21 protein-coding genes and 2 pseudogenes are annotated in these 19660 nt (G+C 69.2%); 14 read left to right on the top strand and 9 right to left on the bottom strand.

Annotation, left to right across the window (positions count from 1 at the left end; all coding sequences use genetic code 11):
* Window positions 1-497: 497 nt before the first annotated feature.
* Window positions 498-800, top strand: a pseudogene (locus tag OG485_RS15140) (questin oxidase family protein); the annotation flags it as partial.
* 36 nt (window positions 801-836) lie between these two features.
* On the opposite strand, the gene OG485_RS15135 reads toward OG485_RS15140, so the two are convergent.
* A protein-coding gene (locus OG485_RS15135) for an IS3 family transposase (protein WP_328664961.1) occupies window positions 837-1999 on the bottom strand; the annotation gives its coding sequence in 2 pieces (ribosomal slippage) (window positions 837-1712 and window positions 1715-1999; 1161 coding nt in all).
* Between the two features lie 71 nt (window positions 2000-2070).
* On the opposite strand from OG485_RS15135, the pseudogene OG485_RS15130 reads away from it, so the two are divergent.
* Window positions 2071-2775: pseudogene (locus OG485_RS15130) on the top strand (questin oxidase family protein); the annotation flags it as partial.
* Window positions 2776-3108: 333 nt separating this feature from the next.
* Here the strand turns inward: OG485_RS15130 and OG485_RS15125 are convergent.
* Window positions 3109-4323, bottom strand: coding sequence for a hypothetical protein (locus OG485_RS15125; RefSeq protein WP_328668834.1), 1215 nt, complete (start codon window positions 4321-4323; stop codon window positions 3109-3111).
* Between the two features lie 766 nt (window positions 4324-5089).
* Entirely contained in the window at window positions 5090-5236 is a 147-nt protein-coding gene (locus tag OG485_RS15120) for a hypothetical protein (protein ID WP_328668833.1), read from the bottom strand.
* A 370-nt stretch (window positions 5237-5606) separates the two neighbouring features.
* On the opposite strand from OG485_RS15120, the gene OG485_RS15115 reads away from it, so the two are divergent.
* The 4 genes from OG485_RS15115 to OG485_RS15095 all read left to right on the top strand — a co-directional run bounded on the left by OG485_RS15115 (window position 5607) and on the right by OG485_RS15095 (window position 9277).
* On the top strand, window positions 5607-6155 hold the full coding sequence (locus OG485_RS15115; RefSeq protein WP_328668832.1) for a GIY-YIG nuclease family protein: 549 nt from the start codon (window positions 5607-5609) through the stop codon (window positions 6153-6155).
* A 705-nt stretch (window positions 6156-6860) separates the two neighbouring features.
* Window positions 6861-7658 carry a maleylpyruvate isomerase family mycothiol-dependent enzyme gene (locus tag OG485_RS15105; protein ID WP_443048702.1) on the top strand — a complete coding sequence of 266 codons (798 nt, stop codon included), beginning with the start codon at window positions 6861-6863 and terminating at the stop codon, window positions 7656-7658.
* A gap of 575 nt (window positions 7659-8233) precedes the next feature.
* Entirely contained in the window at window positions 8234-8629 is a 396-nt protein-coding gene (locus tag OG485_RS15100) for a hypothetical protein (protein ID WP_328668831.1), read from the top strand.
* Between the two features lie 183 nt (window positions 8630-8812).
* A complete protein-coding gene (locus tag OG485_RS15095; RefSeq protein WP_328668830.1) occupies window positions 8813-9277 on the top strand; it encodes a DUF6221 family protein in 465 nt (154 codons plus the stop codon).
* A 132-nt stretch (window positions 9278-9409) separates the two neighbouring features.
* On the opposite strand, the gene OG485_RS15090 is transcribed toward OG485_RS15095, so the two are convergent.
* The gene (locus tag OG485_RS15090) at window positions 9410-9700 is read right to left on the bottom strand and encodes a hypothetical protein (protein ID WP_328668829.1); all 291 of its coding nucleotides are present in this window, start codon (window positions 9698-9700) and stop codon (window positions 9410-9412) included.
* A gap of 319 nt (window positions 9701-10019) precedes the next feature.
* Here OG485_RS15090 and OG485_RS15085 point away from each other — a divergent pair, with 319 nt between their 5' ends.
* The gene (locus OG485_RS15085) at window positions 10020-10244 is read left to right on the top strand and encodes a cold-shock protein (RefSeq protein WP_328668828.1); all 225 of its coding nucleotides are present in this window, start codon (window positions 10020-10022) and stop codon (window positions 10242-10244) included.
* 251 nt (window positions 10245-10495) lie between these two features.
* On the top strand, window positions 10496-11590 hold the full coding sequence (locus OG485_RS15080) for a hypothetical protein (RefSeq protein ID WP_328668827.1): 1095 nt from the start codon (window positions 10496-10498) through the stop codon (window positions 11588-11590).
* 330 nt (window positions 11591-11920) lie between these two features.
* On the opposite strand, the gene OG485_RS15075 is transcribed toward OG485_RS15080, so the two are convergent.
* Window positions 11921-12187, bottom strand: coding sequence for a hypothetical protein (locus tag OG485_RS15075; RefSeq protein ID WP_328674860.1), 267 nt, complete (start codon window positions 12185-12187; stop codon window positions 11921-11923).
* Here OG485_RS15075 and OG485_RS15070 point away from each other — a divergent pair.
* The gene (locus tag OG485_RS15070) at window positions 12127-12384 is read left to right on the top strand and encodes a DUF3761 domain-containing protein (protein WP_328668826.1); all 258 of its coding nucleotides are present in this window, start codon (window positions 12127-12129) and stop codon (window positions 12382-12384) included. The genes OG485_RS15075 and OG485_RS15070 overlap by 61 nt on opposite strands.
* Window positions 12385-12420: 36 nt before the next feature.
* On the opposite strand, the gene OG485_RS15065 is transcribed toward OG485_RS15070, so the two are convergent.
* On the bottom strand, window positions 12421-12753 hold the full coding sequence (locus OG485_RS15065) for a hypothetical protein (RefSeq protein WP_328668825.1): 333 nt from the start codon (window positions 12751-12753) through the stop codon (window positions 12421-12423).
* Window positions 12754-13007: 254 nt separating this feature from the next.
* Between OG485_RS15065 and OG485_RS15060 the strand changes: the two genes are divergently transcribed.
* Genes OG485_RS15060 through OG485_RS15045 form a run of 4 tightly spaced genes read left to right on the top strand, consistent with a single transcriptional unit; the run spans window position 13008 to window position 16435 of the window.
* Window positions 13008-13472: a MarR family winged helix-turn-helix transcriptional regulator gene (locus OG485_RS15060; RefSeq protein ID WP_328668824.1), complete on the top strand. Its 465-nt coding sequence runs from the start codon at window positions 13008-13010 to the stop codon at window positions 13470-13472.
* Window positions 13469-14896, top strand: coding sequence for an MFS transporter (locus OG485_RS15055; protein WP_443048701.1), 1428 nt, complete (start codon window positions 13469-13471; stop codon window positions 14894-14896). Before OG485_RS15060 ends, OG485_RS15055 begins: the two co-directional genes overlap by 4 nt.
* Before the next feature lie 2 nt (window positions 14897-14898).
* Window positions 14899-15486, top strand: coding sequence for a hydrolase (locus tag OG485_RS15050; protein ID WP_328668823.1), 588 nt, complete (start codon window positions 14899-14901; stop codon window positions 15484-15486).
* 37 nt (window positions 15487-15523) lie between these two features.
* Window positions 15524-16435 carry a LysR family transcriptional regulator gene (locus OG485_RS15045; protein ID WP_328668822.1) on the top strand — a complete coding sequence of 304 codons (912 nt, stop codon included), beginning with the start codon at window positions 15524-15526 and terminating at the stop codon, window positions 16433-16435.
* A gap of 124 nt (window positions 16436-16559) precedes the next feature.
* On the opposite strand, the gene OG485_RS15040 is transcribed toward OG485_RS15045, so the two are convergent.
* Together OG485_RS15040 and OG485_RS15035 are read right to left on the bottom strand one after the other, a co-directional pair.
* A complete protein-coding gene (locus OG485_RS15040; RefSeq protein WP_328668821.1) occupies window positions 16560-17474 on the bottom strand; it encodes a ketopantoate reductase family protein in 915 nt (304 codons plus the stop codon).
* A gap of 141 nt (window positions 17475-17615) precedes the next feature.
* Complete coding sequence (locus OG485_RS15035) at window positions 17616-18389, bottom strand: MBL fold metallo-hydrolase (protein ID WP_328668820.1); 774 nt, start codon at window positions 18387-18389, stop codon at window positions 17616-17618.
* A gap of 102 nt (window positions 18390-18491) precedes the next feature.
* Between OG485_RS15035 and OG485_RS15030 the strand changes: the two genes are divergently transcribed.
* Window positions 18492-18722 (top strand): DUF2277 domain-containing protein, encoded by a 231-nt coding sequence (locus tag OG485_RS15030; protein WP_328668819.1) that lies wholly within the window; start codon window positions 18492-18494, stop codon window positions 18720-18722.
* A gap of 157 nt (window positions 18723-18879) precedes the next feature.
* Here the strand turns inward: OG485_RS15030 and OG485_RS15025 are convergent, their stop codons facing one another.
* Window positions 18880-19509: a DedA family protein gene (locus OG485_RS15025; protein ID WP_328668818.1), complete on the bottom strand. Its 630-nt coding sequence runs from the start codon at window positions 19507-19509 to the stop codon at window positions 18880-18882.
* Window positions 19510-19660 lie beyond the last annotated feature (151 nt).

The raw sequence follows: 19660 nt of genomic DNA, 5'->3' as shown, positions 1-19660 counted from the left end.
TCTCATTCGGCGACGTTCACCGTCGTTCAGGCGGGTCCATCAGCAGAAGACGTCCCGGCGTTCATCCGCTCATGAACGCAGGTGAACGCTCCTGCACACCGCTCCGCAGCCCACCACCACGGTTGGAAACTGTGCACACGGTGTTTTCGGCGGGATGTATGAGAGCCAGTGGAACGGCGGATTCTGGAGCCACGTTGGGCCATCCGTGAGGGGAATGGACAACGGCACAGCATCATGATCGGCGGCGGAAACGGGAGCCGCCCCTATCGGGTGACTTCGGCCAGCCCCGTTTGCGTGCGGGAGTGTCTGTGGTGGGGATGTGGCCTTGGGCCGGTAGCTTGTGGGCCCCGGGCCCTGCCGGTTTGTGTCCCTGACAGGCGCGGTCGGGGAGGGCCCGGCCTCGTTCTGCGGTGGCGAGTGGTGGGTCGGAGGTCCTAGGTCGGGCTTACGTCTCCAGCCCGTTACGCCACCGTGGCGTCCTGCCTACTATCCATGTCATGGATACGACAGGGACTCTGGATGAGGCGCTTGAACGACTGCACAACTCGGGGCCCGAGCGGCTTGGACGGCTCACCAATCACGCGCCGATGGCCGTCGAGGCCCTCGCTGCTCGCGGACAGGCACATTCGGTGCACCGCTGGCTCGACCTGTACGCACGCAAGCTTGAGGAGTTCCCGTCCCGTGTCGAGCCAGTCACGGACGGCAGTTGGTTTTCCGCGCTTGGCGATCCGCGCCGTGCGGCCGACTGGATTGGCTACTTCGAGCGCGAGATCGCCGAGCGTCCGTGGCGCGAGGTGCTCACTCGGGTCTGATGCAGGGTTGGGTGACAGGTTGGGTCACGCGGCCTGGAGGGCCGGTGTGGTCATGACGGTCTCGAATTCGACGGGGGTCAGCCGGCCGAGGGAGGCTTGTCTGCGGCGTCGGTGGTAGGTCCGCTCGATCCAGGTCACGATCGCGATCCGCAGTTCCTCGCGGGTGGCCCACGCCCGGCGGTCGAGGACGTTCTTCTGCAGCAGACTGAAGAACGACTCCATAGCCGCGTTGTCGCCTGCCGCCCCGACTCTCCCTATCGAACCGGTGATCTGGTGCCGGTCGAGCGCCTGGACGAACTTCCGTGACCGGAACTGCGATCCACGATCGCTGTGCAGAACACACCCGGCGACGTTCTCTCGGCGGGCCACGGCGTTGTTCAAGGCTGCGACGGCCAGGCGGGACTTCATCCGTGCGTCGATGGAGTAGCCCACGATCCTCTTGCTGAAGACATCCTTGACCGCGCAGAGGTACAACTTCCCCTCACCCGTGGCGTGTTCGGTGATATCGGTGAGCCACAGCCGGTTCGGGCCGTCGGTGGTGAAGTCCCGGCGGACGAGGTCGTCGTGGACCGGCGGGCCGGCCTTCTTGGTCCGGCCGCGCTTCTTGCCGAACACGCTCCACCAGCGGTTGTCCCGGCAGATCCGCCAGGCGGTCCGGTCCGCCATGCCGGATCCCGCGCTGCGGGCTTCGTCGGCCAGGAAGCGGTAGCCGAACTCCGGATCCTCACGGTGGGCGTCGAACAGCGCGTTCGCGCGAGCGGCCTGCTCGAACTCGGCATCGGTCACCGGCCGCTCCAGCCAGCGGTAGTAGGGCTGTCTGGCGAGCTTCAGGACCCGGCACGTCACCGTGACGGGCACACCGTCCCCGGCCAGCTCTTTCACGAGCGGGTAGATCCTTTTCCCGGCAGATGTGCCTGCGACAGGTAGGCCGCGGCCCGGCGCAGGACCTCGTTCTCCTGCTCCAGCAGCTTGATCCGCCGACGTGCTTCCCGCAGTTCTGCGCTCTCCTGGCTGGTCGTCCCGGGCTTTGTCCCGTCGTCGATGTCCGCGCGGCGCATCCATTTCCACAGCGTCATCGCGTGGACTCCGAAGTCGGCGGCCACCTGCTCCACCGTCACGCCCGGGCCGCGGTTCCTCGCGACCCGCACGACGTCCTGGCGGAATTCTTCCGGATAAGGCTTGGGCACAGCGACATCCTTCCCACCCGCCCCACAGGGCAAGCCACTTCAGATGTCACCCGATCGTGCAGCAGACCCCTCAGTGGTGGCCCCGTCTTCTGCCCGGCATGTACGGCGGCTCGACACATCCGGTGATTCGGGTGGGCCACGCCGTGCGCACATTGCTGTCCGGCGAGGTGACCGAACCTCGTCTGGCTGAACTTGCTCACGGTCTCGGCTACTGGGCCGCGCGCCACCGCACCGTTGCGGTTCTTGCCCCGCTGACCGGCGCCGACAGCGCAGCCGCCGCCCTCGACACGATATCGCCCATCGCCATACAGGACGGTGGCTTCTCCGCCCGGCTGGACCGCGTCACGGCCCTGCCGGTGTGGGCGGCCTCGGTAACGGAACCGAGCGACGCATACGGCCACCTCGCCGAATTGGTGCGGGCGGCGACACACCGATATGCCACCCACGGCCACGGCGAGGAAACGATGCTGGTCCACGCGGCCACGGCTCCCAACGCTGTCCTGCGCACCCTGCCCGCGCTCCCGCACGCTCTGTGGCTATCGAGCCTGCGGGCAGCCTGGACGGCCTCCGCGGCAGTGACCGCGATGTACGCACCGGCCACCTCGGTTGCATACGCCCCGCCCGGCACCTTCACTCCCGAAGAGGTTTTTGAACGGGCCTTGGCGCACGGCGATGAACACGTCATCAAGCTGACAGATACAGCCCTCGATGTCGGCGATGAACCGGCCCTTGCGGCGGCTTTGCGTTCCATAGAGCTGAGCGCCCCGTTGGGATGAGCGCAACCGCCTGCACCGGGTGCGGAGGTGCATGCCACGGACATCACCGTTTCTTGCTCTGGCCGACGCGCCGGAAGCTTACGGGGCCATGATCACTCGCGCCAAAGCAGCTCCCGGCCAAAGTCGCTACGCCGACCGCGAGATACCCTCACCGCCCATATAGGCAGGCCACAGAGCCGCAGGAGGGGAGAAGCCGTGCAGCTCACCGTGCACTGGGGGGACCTAGAGGCATCTGTTTTGCTGATTGCCCTCTAAGGCGCCACCGATCAAGGCAGCGCGGAAGCCCCGGACCAGAGGCCCGGGACGGGTGCCACCGTTCGCGTCGGACGGTTGTCAGCTCAGGTTCCGGGCCCGGCGGCGCGCGATAAGGAGCGTGCCCGCCCCCGTGACCACTGCCGCGGCAGCCGCGCCCGTGATCGGCAGTGTCGAGGAGCCGGTCTCTGCCAGGTTGCCGCCGTTCGTCGTCGTTGCGTCGTCACCGGTCGACGACGACCCGCCGGCCGAGCCATCGGTCGAGCCGCCCGTCGAACCGTTTGAGCCACTGGTCGAGCCGCCCGTCGAACCGGTAGACCCCCCACCCGTCACGTCCAGCGTGATGTCGGCCTTGTCGTTGGCCTTGTTGTGGTCGAACGGCCGCGGTTCGGTGGTCAGCGCGATCGAGCCCTTGGCGCCCGCGATCCGCTTGTCGATCTTCAGCTTGAAGGTGTAGGCCGTCTGGACGTCCTCAGCCATGTTCATACCGAAGTGCGCGGGGCAGCGATACGTCCCGCGCTCGGCGTGGCAGTAGTAGTCGCGCTTGATGACCGAGGTTCCGGCGGGAGGCGTGATCATGATCTGGACGCCCCGCTCCACTTCCTCTTCCAGAAGCCAGGCGGGCCCGGCGTTGGCGAACTTCACCTTCATCGTCACCGTGTCACCGACCCGCCCCCTCAACGCGGCACCCGTCACCTGGTAGTCGGCCGTGTTGACTGAGGTGACCGACACCTTGACACGTTCCGCGGAGCCCTCGCCCCCGGCCGGTTGCTCGACCAGTTTCACCGCCGGCGCGGTCCCCGCCACCGACGGATCTCCGTTCTCGTCGTCCATCGGGGCGCCGCCGTCCTCGACACGCACACGCAGCCTGTCTATGTACGCGCGGTCCAGTACCTTGACACGGAGAAGCTTCTCGGGCGTGTAGACGACGCCCGGCTTCACTGCCTGGTCGAACGCGCACGTCGCGGCCCAGTTCTCGGTCATCTCGTCGTAGGTCTCAATGTGCTGTACACGGCAATTGGAGGGAACGTCCACGAAGTCGAGCCCCCGGGTGACGGAGTAGGAGACCCACACCTTCTCGGCGGTCCCGGTGCCCTTGTTCGCCACGGTGACCGGCAGGTCGAAGGTGTCCCCCGGTTTCAACCCGTGGATCGGCTCGATGCCTCCGACGACCAGTTCGGATACGGCTCCATCGCCGAAGGCGGCGGGAGCCGCGGCCAGCACGATCAGGCCGGCAGCGCCGAGGGCGGCGACTACGGCACCGGAGGCGCGACGGTTGTGTGGGGGTATCGGCACGGAGAGATCCTCTGCTGGGACGCGGGTAAACGGACGGTGTCTTCCGGGGGAACAGTTCTTCGATCGCTAGACCCTTGCCGATCTCCAACGGTTGTACGTCCGGCGCCTCCTCCGCCTCGGGATCACACCTGCCGGAAGCCGTGAACCCCGCCCCGACGCCAGCACCGCTTGCCAGTGCGGGGGCGCCGGAGACGGACCGGTGCCCACCGGCTGAGCCACTGTGGCCCGCCAACTGACGTGCTCACCCGCCAGATGAAGCACTCAGCCTCAACAACCCCGACTGGACTCTCGTGCACCACATCTGGGCGGCTGTGGTGAGAATGTGGAAGGCGGTTCCGTGGGATGAATCCTCCGATTCGAGATTGGTGCCGGGGAAGCCCCGCAGCACTGACCCCTACCAGGGCTTCGGCCAACGGAGTCGAATGCGTGTCGAAGTCCGGTCGATGTGACGCCAGGTAGGGGAAGAGAGGCAGGTCAGCATAGGGGTGCTACTCGTCCTGCCAGGCGCCTTCTAAGCGCTCGGCCGTTCCGAACGTGCCACAGCCGTGCCACATCGTGCGGTCAACCACGGTCAACGACGGCCCGCCACAGTCGAGATGCGCCGTTCTCCTGGGCTGCCGCTACAGCCGGAACGACCTGGGGAACTCCACCGCCGACCACGGCCGCCCTTACAAAGCGGTGGTGTTCGGTAGCGGCCCCCGGCTGCCGTCGTCAGCCAGTGATCTCCTTGAATCTGATGCTTCAATCCTGGCGCTGGTTCCTACAATCACACGATGCTGCGACGCAGAGGGAAGACGAGGACGAGCGCGGGGCGCCCGTCGGGGGACGGGTCGTTCGACGAGACGAGCTGGTGGTGGGTTCCGGTCGGTGTCGTAGTGGGGTTGGCTGTGAGCTGGGGTATCGCCGGGCTCATCGAGGGTGGCTGCGGGCGGGGGCTGCGCGGCGGCTGTGTGGCAGCGGACGGTTACGAGTTACACGGGTGGGTGCTCTTTCTTGTCGGAGTGCCGGCGATGGTGGTGGTGATCGTAGGAGTCGCCACCAGCTCCTGGCCGCCCGCGCTGGGTCTTGTCGGCGGCGGTGCGGCTGGTGGGCTGTACGCACTTGCTCAAGGTCTGACGGAACCGCACGTGACCAGTGCGGGCGTCTTCTTTGCGCTTGCCGTCGCGGCACCCACTGCGACCCGGCGGCGCCGACGAACCCGCGATGGCGGACAGGAGTGATCACCGTTGAGGAAACCTCAGTGGCCTGAGACCGACAGCCCCTTTGGCGACCTTGGAGGCTCCGTGGCTCATGCTGCTCTCACCGAACCGGATCGGCTGTGGTCGGCGCAGGAGGCCTTGTTGCGTCCGAGCCCGGTGCCGGCGGCGGCAGGGGTCTACGGGTGGCACTTCGAGAAGGCTCCCGGCGCAGACCTCGCGCCCGGGTGCCTGCTCTACATCGGTATAGCCCCGCGATACATGGCGAACCGGACCAGCAAGCAGAACCTGCGCAAGCGCGTGCAGTACCACTACCGGGGCAACGCGGCCGGATCGACGCTCCGCTTCACACTCGGTTGCCTGCTCGGGATCGAGCTGCGTCGAGTAGGCAGAAGTGGGACGCGCATGACCTTCGGCAAGGCCGGGGAAGCCGCCCTCAGCCAGTGGATGGCGGAGAACGCCCGAGTGTGCTGGATCGAGCACGACGAACCATGGACCCTCGAGTCGGAACTCATCACTCAACTCGACCTGCCGCTGAACCTCGACCAGAACCGCCACAACCCGTTCCACAGCCGACTCAAGGAACTGAGGGCCCAAGCCCGGCAGCGCGCACGCGAGTTGGACGTCAGCGCATAGACCGTCCGTGGGTCTGACATCACCAGCTGACATCAACGACGGCGAACGGCGGCGACTGGAGCCGGATGGGCGAGCGGCCAGCGGGCCCCGTTCCGGCAGGCCGCACCGCACCACGAGCGAACTTACAAGGCGGATGTCGGCGGTTCGAAACCGTCCGCGCCCACCAGTCTCAGGACACGAACAAGGCCCAGGTCAGCCGGTGTGAATCCGGACGCCTGGGCCTTGATCTTTTTCGGCTGCTCGGGGCCGCCGTGCCACGCACGTGCCAGATGGACCGCGCGGAGGGCGCCGCACCTTCCTGATCTGGCCGTCCACGTAGTCGGCGATCTGGTGGTCGCGTCCGTTGACGAAGTGCTGATAGACCAGCGCGGCCCGCACCGACGAGTGGCCCATCCGCTGCATCAGCTCACGGGTGGTGGCGCCGCCGGTCGCGGCGAGGGTGTTTGGGTCGAAGGCGGACGGGATGGCAGCAGGGACAGTCGTGGTTCCTGTCGGAGCCAGACCCGCGAGTCAAGCGGAAACCTCAAATTGGGCACGGTAAGAGCGGCTGGTGAGGCCTTGCCGGTGCGGCGTTGCGTGACTCACTGATCGTTTCAGAATGTGGGCACGGCGTCATCTGAGAGCGCCCGGCCCGTGCCGCGCGCTCGCCGCCTCGGCTGTGAAAATCACTGTCCGATTGTCGGAACACGGTGATAGAGAGTCCATGTGACAATGACACTTACGTTCCCCGTTCTGTTGCGACTGATCGACGAACGGTCGAGCGCCTTCCGCGCCGCGGTCGCCTCCGCGCCCAGTCTCGACGTACAGGTGCCGACCTGCCCCGAGTGGACGCTGTTCGATCTGGCGCAGCACATCGGCGAGGGGCGCCGCGCCTGGGCCGCCACCGTCGCCGCAGGGCCTGCTCCGGCCAAGTCCGTACCAGAGGGCGCCCCGGCTGCGCCTCGGGAGCGCGAGGCCCTGCCGGCCTGGTTGGCGGAGTCCACGGAGCAACTGCTGGAGGCATTGGGGAAGGCCGGCCCGGATCGCGGTTGCTGGACGTGGTGGGGTGCGTCCCAGTCGCCGCAGACCTGTGGCGCCGTCGCCCGGCACCAGCTCCAGCAGATGGCGGTGCACACCTACGACGCCCAGGTCACTGTGGGTGCGCCGGAGCCGCTGCCGGATGAGGTGGCACTCGACGGTGTCGAGGAGTTCCTGTTCACCTGCGTCGCAACGACGAGTGCCTGGCCGCACAAGCCCACTGCCTTCGACTTCCACGCCACCGAGGGCCATTCCTGGCGCCTCACGGTCGATGGCGACGGCGCACGCTCCACCCGTATCTCCGCGCCCGGCACGACGCCTGTCGCCGCTGCCGACGAGGGACCGAACGCGGCTGGCGTCTCCGTTCGCGGCACGGCCAGTGAGCTGGTTCTCTTCGTGTACGACCGTATCCCGGCGGACTCCCTGCAGGTCGAGGGAGACGCAGGTTTGTTCGACCTGCTCCGCGCGTGGGACCCGGAGGAGTAGGACGGGTGCTGTAGAGCGGTGAAGTAAGCCTTGTCAAGACTGCATGCGGCGTCTGACACCAGCGGCTGACACCGACAAGCCGCAGGTGAGCTTGCTCCCGCCAGCGTGAGTAGCCCTCACACCGAGCCCCCGCTCGCGCTGCCGCAGACGGGGACTCCGCCCTGGGCGTTAGTTCTTCCGACGACGCCCCTGCGCATAGGGGCCGTGGCGATCATGTTCCCGCCATTCCTCGTCATGAGGGTCACGGTCTTCGGCGCCCGCATTGTCTCCGGGAGCCGAGATGTGTTCCCCCGTACTCCGGTATCGGTGTGCGCAGATCCTTCGCGGGCACCTCGGGTGTGCCTCCGGGCATGATGGCTCCTCAAGCGTACAAAGATCGACGGGACACCGCAGGCGCAGGCACGTTAGTACCTGCCACCGACAACCCATGCGACAACAGCCGTCTCATCACACCCCCTTGGGCCGAGGACGCGCTGTCCGGAGATCTGGGGTGGATCACGGCTTGCGAACCGGCCCGCCGAATCCTCATCGCCGAATTGGGCGGGTGCGCGGCGTCACCATGTCATCATCGGCCCATGCTGACCGAGGGGGACGCGCGCCAACTGGTGCTTGCCGAGATCGAAGGCGTGCGAGGCTGCGTCGAGTACGACCTTCAGATCCTGCGTGTGGAGGCCTTGCCGTTCGGGTGGATCTTCTACTGGGGAGCGGTCTGGGACGGTCAGAGCGGACAGCGCCCTCGATTGGGAGGCAACGGTCCCTTCTTGGTGGATCGCGACAATGAGCGGTTGATCCGAACTGGTACCGGCGTCCCCGTGGCTCGTCAGATCGCCGACTACGAGCGGCGACTACGACGCGAAGCTCACGCCCGGAACGCGGCAGCGAAGCGGGCTGCACAGCAGCGCAGTAGCGCAACCCCCACGACCGCCCCTGTCCGCTGCCGTCCCTCCGAGGCCTCGAAGCGACCGGAATGACCGTCGCCGAGCGAACTGGCTGGAGCTGCGGCCCAGAAGGCTGCCCGGACGGAGACGGTCTGGCCTCGTGCCAGGCCGTCTCCGTTTCCGTCTCATTCAGCGACGTTCACGACGCTTGGACGTGCGTGACGGGAGTGCCGTAAAGGGAGTGCCGGCGCACGGCCCATGGTCGAGGATGCCGCCATGACCAACGAACTCGTGGCGTTCCTCAAGGCGCGCCTGCACGAGGAGGCCGACCTGGCCCGTCGCTGTGACGGAGCAGGGGTGCCCGCCACGTGGACCGCGCACGGTGAGGCAGTCGACTTCGGCCAAGGGGATCTCACCGGATTCCATACCGTGATCGCACAGCACGTGGCCCTGCATGATCCCGTCCGCGTCCTGCGCGAAGTCGAGGCCAAGCAGCGCGTGCTGAACCGGCACACGCTCAGCCCGGCCGAAGGCGACCCCGAGCGACCTTGGGACGACCGTGACGACTGCCGGTTCGACGGTGACCTCTGGCCGTGCGACGACCTACTCGACCTTGCCTCCCCCTACGGGGAGCACCCCGACTTTCCCGAGCGCTACAAGCCGAACCGCGCAACCGAGGAACACGGCGACCGCACCGCAAGCGCACCTGACAGGGCGGCGAACAGCGGGGAACCCTGGTGACGACAACCGAGCCCGTCGAGACTGCTGAAATCCGTACGTGACGTCAACGACAGCGGACTTCCGCAGACTTGAGCCACCAGTCACCAGCCACGTCAGTAGGGAATCGTCAAGCGCTCGCGGCACGACAGGCCCCTACGCTGATCTCTTCACCGCATCCGACCGGACCTCGAAGAACTCGCGCACTGCGTTGTCGACGCCGAACATGATTGAGGTGTCGAGTTCGAGCGTGCTGCTTGTGGAGCAATCGACTGGCTCACTCTTGAAGTTGGAGGTGAACGGGACGACGACCTGGTCACCACCGGGCATGGTGAGCGTAAGTGGCGGCGCTCGATGGGGTCGTGGCGCCAGCTCGGCCAGCTCGACCAGTGCACCGGCGATGTTCTGGGCAGGCACAAAGATCTCGTAGCTGTAGTCAAGCCCCATGAATTCCACCCCCTGTAGGTCGGAACCGAATCCTCGCATGACGTGTCGTATGGGGCCTGAGCATTTTCCGGAAGGTATGCCGGCTTTCCGGCTAGTAATTGTCATTCCTGCGGCTCGGTTGAGGTTGTTCAGGCTGCGTGGACGTCGGAGCGTTCGACGAGGTGGCCGCGTTCGAAGCGGGCTCCTGCTCGGACGACAGGGGAACAGCGGAAACCCCACCGACCGTCCATCAGACATCCGCACGACAGGTGGGCCGGAGCGCCGCTCCTGGAGTCCGTGTGCGCAGCACCCTCCAGACAGAGCCCATAGGGTGCTGCCCATGGTGACTGCGACTGTCCGCGAGTGGGACGACGAAGAAGGGTGGGGCGTGCTCGACTCCCCCGAGACCCCCGGCGGCTGCTTCGGCCACTACTCCCACATCCAGATGACCGGCTTCCGCACGGTGTCGCCCGGACAGCAGATTGACCTCACATGGGAAGCCCCTGGCTTCAAGCAGGACGGGTACGACTACCGCGCCGTGAGCATCGTGCCCCGGCCCGCCTGACATCCGTTCCTGACATCAACGGCGGCAGATGCCGCGGCCCCGGTAGTCCGCTACGCCGCCGCACCCTTTGCCGCCACATGCGGTAGCGCCCCATGGATCGAACTCCTGAAACGGTGCTCAACTCGGTGCAACGGCAGGAGCCCTCGGAGATCCACCAGTGGCGATCATGGGCTCAAGTCGAGCTGTGTGATGATGCGCTGAACATGGCCGGTCCGGGGAGGGCCGGGCGCGCGAGAGGGGTGGGGCCCGTCGTGGGCAAGGGTGGGGAGTCCATACCGGACGAGGAGTGGGAGCGCTTCCTTCGCGAAGCCGAAGCGGGGGCCAAGGGCGCGCCCAAGGAGCCCTCGGCGCGAGCCCGTATGGTGGCGCGGCGCTTGGAGGAGACCGCCCGACCGGAGCCGTGGCGGAGTCATCAGCCGGCCCGGCGGCAAAGAGGCAAGGGCTGGTACGCCGTCGGTCTGCTGGCTGCGGTCGCCTTGCTGGTCGTGGCCCTGGATCCCGGGCGGGTGACGGGATGGCTCGGAGGCGGGGGCGGCGACAGTACGCCGCTCGCCGTGGAGTCGCAGCGCCCGGATCAGCCGCCGCCGACGGAAGCGGTAGCCCGACAAGCCACCTTGGACGAGCCGTTCAAGGGGTCGCCCGCGGTGCGGTGGGGTGACGGGACAGACGGGATCGGACTGTCCGAGGCGCAGGCGACCGGGTGGATGAGCAAGGGGCAGGTCGCACAAGCGCTCAGAAAGACCCGGGACTTCCTCGACGCGTCCAGTCTGGATCCTGGTGTGCTGCGCGGGGAGATGCCGAAGAAGGCGATCGCGTTGATCAATCCTCATCAGCAGGATGTCCAGGACTTCCTGGCGACCGCGTTCCGTTCGCCGAGCCGTGAGAACGATCCTCTGCTGCTGTTCAGCCGGTTCGAGAAGTCGAAGGTCCGGCTTGTCGGGGATGTGGTCAAGACGCGGGGGCGGATCACCTACCGAGAAGGCAAGCGCGGTGCGGTCGAGGTGACCACCGATGTCACGTACGTATATCCGGTCGTACGCGCTGCGGCGGGAAGCGACGAAGTCGTGCGTACGATCGTGCGCCGCGAGGTCGTGATGAGTTGGGACGATCCGGCGAAGGTCGTCATCGAGCCGGGTACGTTCTCCTTCGTCTCCTACAAGGTGGACAGCACCAACGGCGGCTGCGACACCTTCACCGGCTACCTCACCCCCAAGTTCGAGGCGGAGCGCGCGACTTCGAGCCCAGGAGACGGTCCTGAGGTCGACCCCTACAACCGGAGCAAGTCGATGGAGACGCGCATGCGGGAGGCCGGCGACGCGGGGTGCGGAACGGCCACGCGAGAATGACCGGCGCTGACGACTGCTTGCGGTGCATCAGTTCGCGGGTGGTGGCGCCCCCGGGGGCAGGGAGAGTGCTGCCGGTGTGCCGGAGATCGTGAGCCCGGGGCTGGCCCCTGCGTGCTTGCTCCGCCAACTCTCCGGTTTCTGAAAGAACATGAAGCCGGGAGTCGTGGCCTTGGTCGTCCGTCGCGAGCCGTCGGCCCGCATCGAGGGCACGCCGGGCGAGCCCAACTGTCGTTGCCCGGCCTATGCCCGACGAGGTTCAGGAGCGCACGCGCCGAGCACCGTGACCGGCGTGCCGACTGGAAGCAAAGCAGCAGCTCGCACAGTGCGCTTTCAGCGGGTCAACGTCACCAGACCCAGAATCGCCAACCCGGTTCCCACGAAACCGCATTGCAGTCTCATGCGTCCGAGGCTCTTCCAGGGCGTCCCCCAAGCGGTCCGGTAGCGCGGTGAGAACGTCACGTCCGCCCAGTTCCATACCCACACGTCCAGGCCGCGGTAGCCACCGGCCACCACGAGGAGCGCGCCGCCCGCCGTCAGTGCGAGCACGCCAACAAGAAGCACACGTTTCCCCTTCCTCGCCAGGATCGGCGTCAGCACCGCTGCATTGTCGCAAGGCACCGACTCGAAGACGTCGAACGGTCGGGCGGACGCCGGCGTCGGGCGGCTCGCAGCAGGCGCCCGTCGGCGCCACCGCCCTGTGCGGCGACGGTACGTACAGCTATTCCGCGCACCGGCGAGGTACGTGCTCGCATCACGGCGGTGTGGCCGGCCGGCTTGCCGGAGCACCCTCGTAGGGGAAACGGACCCGCGACGACCCGGCCCGCGCCGCCTCAAGGCGGAGTGTCGCGGGTGTGCTTCAGCCGCATCCGGGCGTCCACCTTGTCCGGAGAGGCGATCTCCGACCAGAAGCGGTGGCCGGACACGAACACGGTGAGCTCGCGCTCGCGCTGCCGGAGCTTTTCCACCTCGGCCTGTTCGTCGTCGGTCCAGCCGGGGGAAGCGGGGCGCTCCACCTTGCGCCAGCCACCGGTGTCACTGAAGCCGTCCAGCGGCTCCACCGACCAGGGGAGTCGTTTCAGCAGGGCCAGCAGCTCGGCCCGGACCTGGTGCAGCTCCTCCTGACCGGCGAGGAGGTCACTTGGAAAGTCATAGGTCGCAGCCACGCGGCAATGCTACGCCTGTTCGATTTTGAGGTGCGAGTTCCTTCCGGGACTTCACGCGAACGGGTGTTCCGAACGCGTGTTCCAGGTGGGCTGGAAATCTCGCCTGCGGCAAGGGTGGTGGACGGATCGCGGATCTCGCCCGTGGCGCGGGTGGTGGACGGTGGATCCCGCCCGCCGCGGGGGATGCAGATTGAACAGGCTGGACTGCACAGTTTGAACTGGACAGTTTGGGCTGGCTGATCTACCGTGGCGGTATGGATGTGAGCGGCAAGGGGCCGAACGAAGCGGGCGTCTCGGATTCCGCGGCGCGGGCCGCGCAGGATCTTCGGGTCGCGTTCAGCCTGCTCCGGCGGCGGATCCGCGAGGTGTCCGAGGCGCAGGACCTCACGCCCTCCCAGATCTCCGCGCTCACCCTGGTGAGCAAGAGCGGGGCCGCCACGGCCAGTGCGCTGGCGGCGGCCGAAGGGGTGCGCCCGCAGTCGATGGCCGCCACGCTCGCGGCCCTCGACCAGTTCGGACTCATCCAGCGCAACCCCGACCCCGGGGACGGCCGGCGGCAGCTGGTGACGCTCACGGATGCCGGCCGCGAGCGCGTCGAAGGCACCCGGCAGGCCCGTTCGGAGTGGCTCGCCCGAGCCTTCGAGGAGCGCTGCACGGAGGACGAGCGGCAGACCGTCATCGAGGCCATGGCGCTGCTGGAACGGCTCACCCGGTCGTGACAGCCGCCCTCCGCGACTGGCTCCAGCGCCGGATCACCCCCGCACGTCACCGACCGCCCGACCGCTTCGACCGCCGGCTGATCGCCCCGATGGTCCTCGGGTCCGTACTGAACCCCGTCAACTCCTCGATGATCGCCGTGGCGCTGGTGCCGATCGGCAGGGCGCTCGGAGCGTCCCCGGCGGAGACGGCGTGGCTGGTCTCCGGGCTGTATCTGGCCACCGCGGTGGGGCAGCCCGTCATCGGACGTCTCGTCGACCTCTACGGGCCCCGCCGCCTCTACCTCGCCGGTACGGCCATGGTGGGCGTCGCCGGACTCCTCGGCGCACTCTCCCCGAATCTCGGCGCGCTGGTCGCCGCCCGGGTGCTGCTCGGATTCGGCACCTCGGCCGCGTATCCCGCCGCGATGCACCTGACCCGGAGCGAGACGGAACGCACCGGGCAGAGCAGCCCGGCCGGCGTGCTGACCGCGCTCGCCGTCTCCGCGCAGACCGTCGCCGTGGTCGGGCCGACGCTGGGCGGCCTGCTCATCGGCGTGGGCGGCTGGCGCACCATCTTCCTCGTCAACGTGCCCCTGTCCCTGGCCTGTCTGGTCCTCGGAGCCCTGCGGCTGCCGAAAGCCGTGAAGCCGACACCGGCGGAGCCACCCGCGTCCGCCTCGCGCGGTGTCGACCTCGTCGGCATGGCCCTGTTCACCGCACTGCTCGTCTCTCTGATGCTGTTCCTGATGAGACCGCGGGCCACCGACTGGTACCTGCCGGTGCTCGCGCTCGTCGCCGGGACCGCCTTCGTCCGGCGGGAACTCCGCGTTCCGGCCCCGTTCATCGACCTGCGGGTGCTCGGCGGCAACGGACCGATGCTCACCACCTTCCTGCGCCAGTTCCTCAGCTACACCACCGCGTACGCCTTCCTCTACGGGTTCACGCAGTGGATGGAGGAGGGGCGCGGGCTGCACGCGGCCGGCGCCGGGCTGGTCCTGCTGCCGCTGTCGTTGAGCGGACTCGTCGTCTCCGGCGTCACCGGACGGCGGGAAGCCGTCCGCGGCAAGCTCGTGGTCGGCGGTCTCGTCCAGATCGCGGGCTGCCTGGTGCTGCTGACGATGAACTCGACCAGCGCGATCTGGCTGCTGGCCGGCGTCGGCGCCCTCATGGGCGTTCCGCAGGGTCTCAATGGCCTGGCCAATCAGAACGCCCTGTACCGGCAGGCCGACCCCGCCCGGATGGGCTCCGCGGCCGGACTGCTGCGCACCTTCACCTACCTGGGCGCGATGGCCGCCTCCGCCGCCGACGCCGCCTTCTTCACACACGGCGCCGACACCGGCGGCCTGCACCATCTGGCCCTTTTCATGCTCGCCGGAGCGGTGCTGCTCCTGGCGGTGACCCTCATCGACCGATCCCTTCGCGATCTCACCCCCCGAAAGGCCTGACCATGGCAGTCACCACGCTCGACCCCCGCACCGCGCTCGTCCTCATCGACCTTCAGCACGGCATCGTCGGCAACCCGGGCCTCGCCCCGCACGCCGCCGCCGACGTCGTGGAGCGCTCCGTACGGCTCGCGGACGCCTTCCGCGGCCACGGCCTCCCGGTCGTCCTGGTCCGGGTCACCGCCGCCGCCGACGGCGCGGACGCCGTTCCCGGCCGGATCGACGGCCAGAGCCACGGCCGCTCCTTCCCCGAGGGCTGGGACGTCCTCGTCGACGACGTGACCGGGCACCCCGAGGACATCACCGTGACCAAGCGGAACTGGGGCGCCTTCTACGGCACGGATCTCGACCTCCAGCTCCGCCGCCGCGGGATCACCCAGATCGTGCTGGCCGGCATCGCCACCAGCATCGGCGTGGAGTCCTCGGCCCGCGCCGCCCACGAACACGGCTACCACGTCACCCTCGCCACCGACGCCATGTCCGACCTCGACCCCGAGACGCACCGCAACAGCGTCGAGCGGATCTTCCCCCGCCTCGGCGAGACCGGCACGACCGAGGAGATCGTCGAGCTGCTCGACAAGACCCGAGCCTGAGCGGCCGACTCCACCGGTCCGCAGGTACCTTGGGGCCGTGACCCTGGATGATCTTCGTGTGTTCGTCGCCGTCTGCCGGGCCGGGAGCCTCAGCGCGGTGGCCCGGGAACTGGGCTGCACGCAGTCGGCGGTGAGCCAGCACGTACGCCGCCTGGAACGCGAGGTCGGGCTGGGGCTCGTCGAGCGGCAGGCCCGGGGCGTGGTGCCCACCCGCGCCGGGCGGCTCCTCGAACGGGCCGCCGCCGACGGCATCGCCGGGCTCGACCTCGCGCTGCGCGGGCTCGACGAGCTGGCGCGCGGGGGCGGCGGTACGGTACGGATCGCCACCGGCGGCACCACCGTGCGGCACTTCATGGCCGAGGCCGTGGTCGAGTTCCGGGGGCGGTACCCCAAGGTGAGCCTGGAGTTCCAGACCGAGAACTCCAGCCGGAGCTGCTTCGACGCGCTCGCCGACCACGGGCTCGACCTCGCCTGGGTCACCCTCGGCCCTCCCGTACGCGGGGTCGAGCAGAGGGTCGTCGCCGAACTCCCCTGGGTGCTCGCCGTACACGCCGACCACGAACTCGCGGCGCGGGAACGGATCGAGGCGCGGGAGCTGGCCGGACTGCGGATCGTGGGTCTGCCCGAGCGCTCCACCTCCCGTGCCCATCTCGACTCCGCCTACCGGGAGTTGGGGATACCCACGGGCACCTCCGACACCAGTGTCGCGGACTGGGACACCGCGATCCTGCTCGCCGAACTCGGGCTCGGCCACGCCGTCGTCCCCGCCCTGCCCGGCCTGCCCGGACCCGGCCACCCCTGTCTCCGCTTCCTCCCCGTACCGGCCCTGCCACCTCTCGCGGTCGGCTGGGCCGTCCGCCGCTGGGACGCCCTGTCACCCGCGGCGCACGCCTTCGCCGACACGGTGGCCCGGCACTGCTCGGGCGCCGGGACGGTGGCGGGGGACTGACCCCGCCACCGGTCCCACGACACCCGGACGCCGTCGGGCACCGCCCCCGCCGTCCCTGTACGGCACCCTCGCTCCCGGCCCCGCCGTACGGCCGCCGTAGGGATGCTTTACCGCCGTAGCGCCGTCAGTTGCCGTTGCCGGCGATCGGCGTCAGGTGCCCGACCAGTTCGCTCGCCACCGGTACCGGCACCCCGGTCCGCTCCGCCGCTCGTAGCAACGCGCCGCCGATCGCGTCGAGTTCGAGTGTCCGGCCCGCCTCGTGGTCCCGCTGCATGGAGGACTTGGTGGCCGCCGGGAAGGCGTCGTAGCGGGCGAGGGCGGTCGCCGGATCGGTGGCGGCTCCGCACGCACGGCCCACCGCGGCCGTCTCCTCGACGAGAGCGGTCAACTCCTCGCGGTGCAGCGTGCGTACGTCGCCCACCGGTACCCCGTACCGCGTCGTCAGCAGCGCGAACGGCGCGAGGAACGACATCTTCGCCCAGAGCGTCGCCGACTCCCCGTCCTGGACCCGGGCCCGCGCTCCGGCCCACTCCAGCGCCCCGGCGAGTGCCCCGACCCGCGCTCGGGGCGCGGTGTCGGCGGTCAGATCGAGCTCGGCGAACGGACTGCCGTGCTCGATCACTCCCGGGGCGACCCGCGTCGACTCCACGCGGATCACCGCGGGGGCCACCTGCTCGGAGCGGTAGCGCTCGCGCAGCAGCGCCGGATGCTCGACACCGTTCAGGAGCGGGACGATCAGGCCCTCCTCACCCAGGGCCTTCGCCGGGAGGCGCTCCAGCGCGGAGTCCAGGGCCGTCGCCTTGACGGCGATCAGACACACGTCGGCCGGCTCGCGCAGTTCGGTGTCCGCCTCCACCCGCGCCGTGAAGTCGCCGAAGTGGCCGCTGCGCACCTCGATGCCGTCCGCGGCCAGCTTCCGCACGGTCTCGTCACCGGCGAGGCAGATGACCCGGTGACCGGCGCGGGACAGGAGTGCCGCGAGCAGCCCGCCGACCCCTCCCGGACCCAGCACAGCCACCGTCAGCGCGTCGTTCGCCATGGATCCTCGCTTCTCTCCACGGGACCCGAACGGCCCCCGGAGATCGTCACAACTCGCGGCGATCCGAGTCAATCCTCGGAGAAGCTTGTCGAACTCCAAGCATTCGCCAGGGTGTTGCGGCGAACCGGACCGCGCCCACCACTACGGCACCCGTACCGAGGCCCCGGGCTCCAGCAGTCGCAGCCGGTCCGTGAGCCCCGCTCGCGCGAACGCCGTCGTCAGCGTCGAACCGTCCTCGGTGAAGTGGCCCCAGTGCTCGAAGTGCAGCGGGACCACCCGGACGGCGCCGAGGATCTCCGCCGCCCGTGCTGCGTCCTCGCTGGTCAGGGTGAGCGGGGCGTCCGGCACCAGCGGGGTGCGCGCCGCGCCCGCGAACAGCACGGCCACGTCGAAGGGGCCCTCCTGGTCCGCGATCTCCCGTACGACGTCCAGGGACGCGTTGTCACCGCTCACGTACACCTTGGGCAGTCCGTCCCCGGACAGCACGAAACCGGTCACCTCTCCGACGAGGGGCAGCGAGCCGTCGGGTCCGTGCTGCGCCGGAACGGCCGTCACGCGCAGGGCTCCGCCGTCCGGGCGCGCCAGTGCGACGGACTCCCAGGGGCCGAGCGCGCGCACGGGCGCGCCGATCCGCTCGTACGCCGATGCCGTCGACAGAGTCACCGGGGCGCCCTGGAGATACCCGCGCCCGGACGCGTCCAGGTTGTCGGGGTGCTGGTCGTGCGATAGCAGGACGGCGTCGACCGGTCCGAGCTTCTCGGCCGGGAGTGCGGGTCCTGCGGTCTTCACCAGCTTCCGCGCGCCGACGGGGTACTCGCCGGGGGCGTCGAAGGTCGGATCGGTCAGAAGCCGCAGGCCGCCGATCGCGATGAGGGCGGTGGGACCGCCGACGTAAGTGATCTCCACTGAGGTCATGTTCCGATCAATCCACGGATCCGGCGGCGGTATTCCCGGCCGTGGCGGGCCGCCTTGCGCGAGGGGTGACCGGGACGGCGCCGGACGCGCGAGACTGGACTCATGTGCCGCAGCATCAAGACACTTCGCCCGCCCGTGATCCCCGAGGAAGCGACCGAGGAGGAGATCCACGCCGCCGCCCTCCAGTACGTCCGCAAGGTCTCCGGGTTCCGTGCCCCGGCCGCCCACAACCGTGAGGTCTTCGACCGCGCCGTCGAGGCGGTCGCGGCGGCCACGGCCGAGTTGCTCGACCACCTGGAGGTGCGCGGGGCGGCGGCCCAGCGCGCCGGATGACGCACCCGTCGCCCGGAACCCGACCGCCGCCCCGGGCGCACGCACCCCGCGCGGCACGCGAGCCACGGGCTCACGGACACGGGCTCACGGCTTCGGCCGCACCCCGTGGTCGGCGTGCCCCTGTACCCGTGACGCCGGTGCCGGCCTGCGCGGTGGCTCAGGCGCCGGTTTCCTGACCCCGCAGCGCGGGCCGGCGTACGACATACGCCGCGCCCGCCCCCGCGACGAACAGCGCCCCCACCGAGATGGCCGTCGTGAGCCAGGTGGCACCCAGCCACTGGCCGCCGAAGTAGCCGAGGGCCACGCTGTAACCGGCCCACGCCAGGCCGGCGAGGACCGACCAGGGCAGGAAGTCGCGGACCCGGCGGTGCGCGGCGCCCGCGCCGAGCGAGACGACCGAGCGGCCAGCCGGCGCGAACCGGGCGACGACCACGATCACACCGCCGCCGCGCGCCAGGACCTCGCCGAGACGTTCCTGCGCCCGGGTCAGGCGGCGGGACCGGGCGATGGCGCGATCCAGACGGTCGCCGCCACGCCAGGCGAGGCGGTACGCCACCAGGTCGCCGAGGACCGAGGCCGTGGCCGCGCAGAGGGTGAGCACCAGGATGTCAGGCACGGCGTGGGGAACGGCGCCGGTCGCCGTGGCGGACCCCGCGGCGGCCGTCGCCGCCGTGATGACCAGGACGCCACTCGGCAGGACGGGCAGGAAGACGTCAAGAACGATGGACACGGCGATCACCGCGTAGATCCATGGGCTGCTTGTCAGCGACCCCACACTCTCCAGCACCGGACTCTTCCCCCGACTCCCCCGTAAGCCCGGCCGCGCCGCTACTCGCGGGGAGTGGCATGGCAGCCTGTGACAGCCATACAGCGTACGCCGCGGATGGGTCGGAAGATCCTCCGGGGACGCATGTGTCGGTCACATCACGTTCCCGCCT

This window comes from Streptomyces sp. NBC_00328, assembly GCF_036139655.1.
Classification (GTDB): domain Bacteria; phylum Actinomycetota; class Actinomycetes; order Streptomycetales; family Streptomycetaceae; genus Streptomyces.
Note: the sequence above shows the minus strand (reverse complement) of the source record. Positions and strands in the feature narration are given on the sequence as shown.